Here is a 395-nt window from a genome sequence, read left to right as displayed (position 1 = left end):
TTGGTAAACCAATACCTAAATTGACATATGCACCATCGGGAATATCTTGGGCAACACGTTCAGCAATTTGGTCACGGCTTAGTTTTTGGTAGCTCATGTTATTTCTCCTTATTGCTTATTGTGCGGGCTGTACTTGTACAACGTGCTGTACAAAGATACCTGGGGTGATGATGTGCTCGGGATCTAATCCACCTAGCTCAACCACTTCTGAAACTTGTGCAATGGTGACGTCTGCTGCCATCGCCATGATTGGACCAAAGTTACGTGCTGATTTGTTATAAACCAAGTTGCCCCAACAGTCGCCTTGATGTGCTTTAATCAGTGCAAAGTCTGCTTTAATCGGATATTCAAGTACGTAGTCTTTGCCATCGATATGACGTGTTTCTTTGCCATCT

General features: G+C 43.5%; 1 protein-coding gene and 1 pseudogene. Both read right to left on the bottom strand.

Going from position 1 to position 395, the window contains the following annotated elements; all coding sequences use genetic code 11:
* Positions 1 to 97 (bottom strand): annotated as a pseudogene (locus ACG916_RS21565) (CoA-transferase); the annotation flags it as partial.
* 18 nt (positions 98 to 115) lie between these two features.
* Positions 116 to 395 (bottom strand): 3-oxoacid CoA-transferase subunit A (locus ACG916_RS21560; protein WP_419329392.1); only part of this gene is annotated, 280 nt, incomplete at its 5' end.

Origin of the sequence: Acinetobacter legionensis (assembly GCF_048552295.1) — a bacterium.
GTDB lineage: Bacteria > Pseudomonadota > Gammaproteobacteria > Pseudomonadales > Moraxellaceae > Acinetobacter.
The sequence above is the reverse complement of the archived record's forward strand: the minus strand, read 5'-3'. Positions and strand labels throughout refer to the sequence as shown.